The 6,156-nt window shown below is 50.2% G+C and carries 6 protein-coding genes; 4 read left to right on the forward strand and 2 right to left on the reverse strand.

Annotated elements, in window-relative coordinates:
- Position 1 precedes the first annotated feature (1 nt).
- Complete coding sequence (locus tag VFS25_RS06570) at positions 2-682, forward strand: hypothetical protein (RefSeq protein WP_326461330.1); 681 nt, start codon at positions 2-4, stop codon at positions 680-682.
- 53 nt (positions 683-735) lie between these two features.
- Positions 736-1,824, forward strand: a complete 1,089-nt coding sequence (dinB, locus tag VFS25_RS06575) for a DNA polymerase IV (RefSeq protein ID WP_326461331.1) — start codon at positions 736-738, stop codon at positions 1,822-1,824.
- A 26-nt stretch (positions 1,825-1,850) separates the two neighbouring features.
- Here dinB and VFS25_RS06580 read toward each other — a convergent pair whose 3' ends face one another.
- Positions 1,851-2,849 (reverse strand): AraC family transcriptional regulator, encoded by a 999-nt coding sequence (locus tag VFS25_RS06580; protein WP_326461332.1) that lies wholly within the window; start codon positions 2,847-2,849, stop codon positions 1,851-1,853.
- Positions 2,850-2,971: 122 nt separating this feature from the next.
- Here VFS25_RS06580 and VFS25_RS06585 point away from each other — a divergent pair, with 122 nt between their 5' ends.
- Both VFS25_RS06585 and VFS25_RS06590 read left to right on the forward strand, forming a co-directional pair.
- On the forward strand, positions 2,972-3,808 hold the full coding sequence (locus tag VFS25_RS06585; protein ID WP_326461333.1) for an aminotransferase class IV: 837 nt from the start codon (positions 2,972-2,974) through the stop codon (positions 3,806-3,808).
- A 12-nt stretch (positions 3,809-3,820) separates the two neighbouring features.
- Entirely contained in the window at positions 3,821-5,005 is a 1,185-nt protein-coding gene (locus VFS25_RS06590) for an FAD-binding domain (protein WP_326461334.1), read from the forward strand.
- A 53-nt stretch (positions 5,006-5,058) separates the two neighbouring features.
- On the opposite strand, the gene VFS25_RS06595 is transcribed toward VFS25_RS06590, so the two are convergent.
- Positions 5,059-6,156 (reverse strand): ABC transporter permease (locus VFS25_RS06595; protein ID WP_326461335.1); only part of this gene is annotated, 1,098 nt, incomplete at its 5' end.

A 6,156-nucleotide genomic window follows, 5' to 3' on the forward strand; every position in this document is an offset into this window, starting at 1 on the left:
CATGAAGTACCTGATCACCGGCCTTTTGCTGATGGGCATTGCTGCGGCAAAAGGCCAAACCCCGCCTGATAATAACCTGCTGTTTAATGCCTTTAAACAGGGGAATGTAAACGGAGGCGGCAACTGCGCTTCCATAGCTCTAATAAAGGCCTGTATAGGCACCTTTGGCGTAGGGAACGTATTTACCTACCGGCAGAACAACGTTGATAGCCTGATCACTGTAACATTAAGGAACGATACCACCTTTACCGTTACCTATGCGCAGATAAGGGAAGCAACCAGGCAGAATGGTTTTGTGAGCAAATCGGCATTGCCGGAGGCCAGGCGCATCCGGGCATATGCAGACACCTGCTTTGCTGTAATGGTGAAAATGAACCAGCGGTTGTGGAATTATCCCACCTATGAAAAGGCCCTCTCCAGGTTGCTGAACGGTTATAATACGCCCAGTGTAAACCGGTTGCTGGGCGTAACGTTCAGGAATATAGGCGCTGCTAACCTGGGCGCCGGCCAGCACCTGGTTACATACAATGCGTATCATGCAGTTTACTCCAGCGATGGGTATTATGATGAAACCAGGTCAGCAGCCGGTTATGCGCCTAATGACCGGTTTAATAATAACCGGCAGGGCATTAAATGCTGGCATTATGGCTGCAAACCCAGGGCGGCGTTAAAGGTGTTTTAGAGGGTTGGCTATATAGCCTTTAATACGAACCGGCGTATATTTGTACACGCCACATGCAAACACCGTCTTCACCGCTCCGCAAGATCATCCACATTGATATGGACGCGTTTTACGCGTCCATAGAGCAGCGTGATTTCCCCGAATACCGCGGTAAGCCCATTGCGGTGGGCGGCTCGCCCGAAGGGCGGGGCGGGGTAGTGGCTACTGCCAGCTATGAGGCGCGGAAATTTGGAGTGCGTTCTGCCATGCCGTCCAAAAGGGCGCAGCAGCTATGCCCCGACGTTATTTTTGTACGGCCGCGCTTTGATGTGTACAAAGAGGTATCGCGCAGAATACGCGAGATCTTTCACCGTTATACCGATCTGATAGAGCCGCTTTCACTGGACGAAGCTTACCTGGACGTAACGCAGGACAAGCAGGGCATAGGCTCCGCCATAGAAGTGGCTAAGCTGATCAAGCAGGCCATTAAGGACGAACTGCGGCTGACAGCATCGGCCGGCGTATCTGTGAACAAGTTTGTAGCCAAGATAGCGTCTGATATGCAGAAACCGGACGGCCTCACCTTCATTGGCCCATCGGCCGTGGAGCAGTTTATGGAAAAGCTGCCGGTAGAAAAGTTTCATGGCGTGGGCAGGGTAACCGCCTCCAAAATGCAGCGCATGGGGCTGCATACCGGCGCCGACCTGAAAAAGCTGTCGGAGTCGGACCTGGTACAGCACTTTGGTAAAACCGGCCGCTTCTATTACCGCATTGTGCGGGGCATTGACGACCGCCCCGTAGAGCCGCACCGCGAAACCAAATCACTGAGCGCGGAAGATACCTTTCCCCATGACCTTACCACACTGGAAGAAATGTACGCGGAGCTGGACAAGCTGGCCCTGACCGTACATAACCGCCTGGTAAGATACAACCTGAAAGGCCGCACCATTACGCTGAAGGTGAAGTACAGCGACTTCCGCATCATTACACGTAATCTTTCCTTATCGTTTCCGGTAAATGATGTGGCTACCATACAGGCCACCGCGCGGCAGCTGATGGCCGCCGCCTTTTACGAAGACAACAAGATACGGCTGCTGGGCATTGGACTATCCAACTTCGGAGAGGCGGCGCCGCCGCCGGGAGGGCAGCTGGAGCTGTTTTAGATGTGCATATCTGCATATCCGCACATCTATTTAAAGTTTGCCGGGCTGCTGCCGGTCCATCTTTTGAACGCGCGGGTAAACGCGCTCAGCTCATTATATCCCAGTATGTACGAGATTTCTTTGATAGGATAGCTGCCGGACTCCAGGTAGTGCAGCGCCAGGGATTTGCGCACAGATTCCGCCAGCTGCTGGTAGGTAATGCCTTCTTCCTGCAGGCGGCGCTGCAGCGTACGGGCGCTGGTGTTAAAATTGGCGGCCAGGTCTTCCAGGGAGGGAATGCCCAGGTATGCATTGGCCAGCAGGTAGGTGCTTAGCCGGGCGCGCAGGCTGGGGATGTTTGCAAGGTTATCATCAACAGCACCTATCTTTTGCAGCAACAGGCTTTGCATTTCGTAATTGGCCGTGAGTACCGGGATGTCCCAGTGCTGCTTATCAAACTCAATGAGATATTCCTTTGATTTTTTAAGGTTATCGCAACGCAGCACGCGCCGGTACGCTGCCTCACTATGGCTGTGGAAGGGCAGCTTTACCAGCTTGGGCCGGATGGTTTGCAGCACCAGCCCGTCCATTTCATGCAGGGTATAGGCCATGAACAGGTCCATCATTTGCTGAAAGGCAAAGCTGCGCTCCTGCACGCCGTCTTTATAAGGAATAAACTGCACGGTAACGCTTTGCTTATGCTGTGTAACCTGCATGCCAAACAGGTCGGTGATAAGGTGGGTGTAGGAGGCAGCCTGCGTGAGCGCTTCGCCAATAGTGCTGCTATGCTGTATAATGAGGCCTACCATGCCCAGGGCCGGCGCCTGCATAGACTCGCCCAGGTGCAGGCCAAACAGCGGATCGCCGCTGAGATGGCACGCATTCCGCCACAGGTCGTTGAGCTGCTTGGGTGTTATGTTAAGGGGTTGCTTTCCCTGCACATCGTCCAGGGAAAGGCCGGCCAGCGCGCATAGCTGTGCGGCAGGCACCTCCCGCTGTACGGCGTAGGCCAGCAGGTTTTTCACCAGTGCTTTTTGCAGATCCATACTGTATTGGAAATTTCTTCCAAGATAAGTGTAATTATAACCGGGTGGATATACCTGTCGTAAAATGATCAATGATTGGCGTGTTTGGAAAAGCTACATTATCTTGCCGGAAAATCTATACAATGGATCAGCCGGTTGTTTTTATCAACGATAGTTTTGTACCAGCTGCTGCAGCGGCCCTGCCTGTTGCCGACCTGGCCCTGCAACGGGGCTACGGCATTTTTGACTTCTTTAAAACCGTTCATAACAAACCGGTTTTCCTGGACGATCACCTGCGGCGCTTTTACCAATCCGCAGACCAGATGCGGCTGCCGGTGCGGCAAAGTCCTGCCGCGCTGAAAGCGGTTATTCATGAGCTTATACAGCGGAACAACATTCCCGATGCAGGCATCCGCATTTCATGCACCGGCGGCATTACGGGGGATGGCTACAGCATCACCTCACCCAACCTGGTTATTACCCAGCAGCCATTATCTCCATTGGCGGCAGATGCCTTTGAAAAAGGATTAACCCTGCTTAGCTACAATCATCAGCGGCAGCTGCCGGAAATAAAAACTATTGACTACCTTATGGCCATCTGGCTGCAGCCTTTAGTGCAACAGCAGCAGGCAGATGACCTGCTGTATTTCCGCCATGGCCTGGTAACGGAATGCCCGCGCGCAAATATTTTTATAGTAACGGAAGATGATACGGTTGTAACGCCGGGCCGCAATATATTAAAGGGCATTACGCGCAAACATGTGCTGCAACTGGCGCAGGACCTCTATAAAGTAGCGGAGCGCGATGTTACGCTGGATGAATTGCGGACGGCCAAAGAGGTGTTCATCTGCAGCACCACCAAATACATTTTACCGGTGCTGCAACTGGATGGTGCGCCCGTAGGGAACGGCCGGCCCGGTGCCGCTACGGCCAAGCTGAATGAGGTGCTGCGCGCGTATGTACATTCACTATGTCATTAAACAATACAGTTAATGAACAATAAGAGCATTTTAATATCAGGAGCAGGAATTGCCGGAACCACACTTGCATTTTGGCTCAAAAAATTCGGTTTTAACCCCACTATTGTAGAACATGCGCCAAAGTTACGTGAAGGAGGATATGCTATTGACTTTTGGGGTGCGGGATTTGACGTGGCGGAAAGAATGGGTATTTTACCTGATCTTGATAAAGCCGACCTTAAAATAGCCGAGCTCACTTTCGTTGATGAAAACAATAAGCGGAAAGGCGGGCTGAATTACAAACAGATTGTGAAGGTAATGAACAATCGCGCGTTTACTTTGCTTCGTAGTGATTTAGCCAGGGCTATTTACAAGCATCTTGACAGCGATGTTGAAATTATTTTCGGGGACACGATTAATAAAATTGAACAGCATGCAGATGCCGTAACCGTAACGTTCAGCAGCGGGAATAAACGCAGCTTTGATTTGGTTGTTGGCGCAGACGGGCTGCACTCAAATGTGCGGGGCTTAGTGTTCGGAAATGAGGCGCAGTTTGAAAAATACTATGGTTATTACACCTCTTCCTACACGATTGAAGATGCGGCATTTGATAACAACGCCTACCAGATGTATAATGTTCCGGGTAAGCAAGCCGCCGTTTATTTAACCAATGAAAATAAAGCGACCACCTTTTTCATTTTTACCTCCCCTCAAAAATTGTCATATCAATACCAGGATATAGCAGCGCAAAAGCAGGTGCTGCGGAACGAATTTGAAAACATCGGCTGGAAATGCGCCGACCTGGTTTCAAAAATGGATGCAGCCCCTGATTTTTATTTTGACGCGGTAAGCCAGATACAGATGAATGATTGGTCAAAAGACCGCGTAACATTGGTGGGAGATGCTTGCGATTGCCCGTCGTTGTTATCAGGACAAGGCTCTACACTTGCTATGGTGGGAGCATATATTCTGGCAGGTGAGCTAAAAGAAGCAAACGGAGATCACAAAATTGCATTTCAAAAGTATCAGCACATTTTCAAACCTTTTATTGACGACAAACAAAAAATAGCCCAGAACTTTGCAAAATCATTTGTTCCAAAAAGCAGGCTGGGAATATGGATGCGAAATGTCATAGTCAACCTGATGTTCCTGCCGTTTGTTTCAAAGCTGCTTGTCAAAAGGTTTTCCGACGACAAATTAAAGTTGAAAGTATATTGAAACTTATCCCGTCCCTTAATTATTCATTATTCATTATTCATTCTTAATTATTATCACTCCGTTTTCAAACTACTCACCGGGTTCATGACCGCGGCTTTAATAGCCTGGTAGCTGACCGTTAATAGTGTGATTGCCAGCGCGCCGGCGGCAGCAGCCGTAAAAATCCACCAGGGGAGGGTAGTACGGTATTCATATTGCTGCAGCCATTGCTGCAGGCCAAAACCTGCCAGTGGAATGGCGATGGCGCAGGATATAATGACCAGCGCTACAAAATCTTTAGACAGCAGTTTCCACAGGTTGAATACAGATGCGCCTAATACTTTTCGTATGCCTATTTCTTTGGTGCGCTGTTCTGCTATAAACGATGCCAGCCCGAATAATCCCAGGCAGGAAATAAAGATGGCCAGCATTGCAAAAAAGGTGGCGAGATTGCCGATACGTTCTTCGTCGTTGAACTTTTGCGCATATTCATCGTCGGTGAGCTTATATACAAAAGGGCTGCGGGGATTATATTTCCTGAATACCGGTGCTATGCCGGTCAGTCCTTCCCGTATGGAAAGGCTGGGTTTTACCCGCACTATTATTAAACGCGCCCAGTCGGGGTTCAGGTGAAAAATAGTAGGGCGCACGGGCTGGTAGGGCGATTCCATTACCATATCCTTTACTACGCCTATGATCACATGATCTTTTCCTAACCACCTCATAGCCTTGCCTACCGGCTCTTTAAAGCCGGTCAGTTTCACAGCTGCCTCATTCAATATAAAAGCGCCGGTGTCGGATGCGAAGTTTCGTGAAAAATCACGTCCTTCCTTTATCTGCCAGCCAACGGTATTGCCAAAGTCGTGCGAAACGGCAATGGTGCCGGGGCTTACAGTAAGGCCCGGATCTTTGCCCTCCCAGTCAACGATGTTGTTGGAATAAACTTCTGTAGGCGCGCTGTTCGACTCCGCCATATCGGCTACGGCGCCTGTTTGCAGCAGGTCGTGCCGGAGCGCGTTATAATGGCCCTGTATATCGGGCGTGTTCATATCCACGGTAATCAGGCCTTCGCGTGTATAACCTACAGGGCGGTTGCGTGCATGTTGTATTTGCCGGTAAACAATGAGCGTGCTGATGATCAGCGTAACAGATACTGTAAACTGTATAACCAC

It is taken from the genome of Chitinophaga sp. (assembly GCF_035761305.1).
In the GTDB taxonomy this organism is placed as follows: domain Bacteria; phylum Bacteroidota; class Bacteroidia; order Chitinophagales; family Chitinophagaceae; genus Chitinophaga.

Bases quoted from the DNA above. Each gene is read 5' to 3' on its own strand.
- VFS25_RS06570 (WP_326461330.1), top strand. From the start codon at position 2: ATGAAGTACCTGATCACCGGCCTTTTGCTGATGGGCATTGCTGCGGCA.
- dinB (WP_326461331.1), top strand. From the start codon at position 736: ATGCAAACACCGTCTTCACCGCTCCGCAAGATCATCCACATTGATATG.
- VFS25_RS06580 (WP_326461332.1), bottom strand. From the start codon at position 2,849: ATGGATCTGCAAAAAGCACTGGTGAAAAACCTGCTGGCCTACGCCGTA.
- VFS25_RS06585 (WP_326461333.1), top strand. From the start codon at position 2,972: ATGGATCAGCCGGTTGTTTTTATCAACGATAGTTTTGTACCAGCTGCT.
- VFS25_RS06590 (WP_326461334.1), top strand. From the start codon at position 3,821: ATGAACAATAAGAGCATTTTAATATCAGGAGCAGGAATTGCCGGAACC.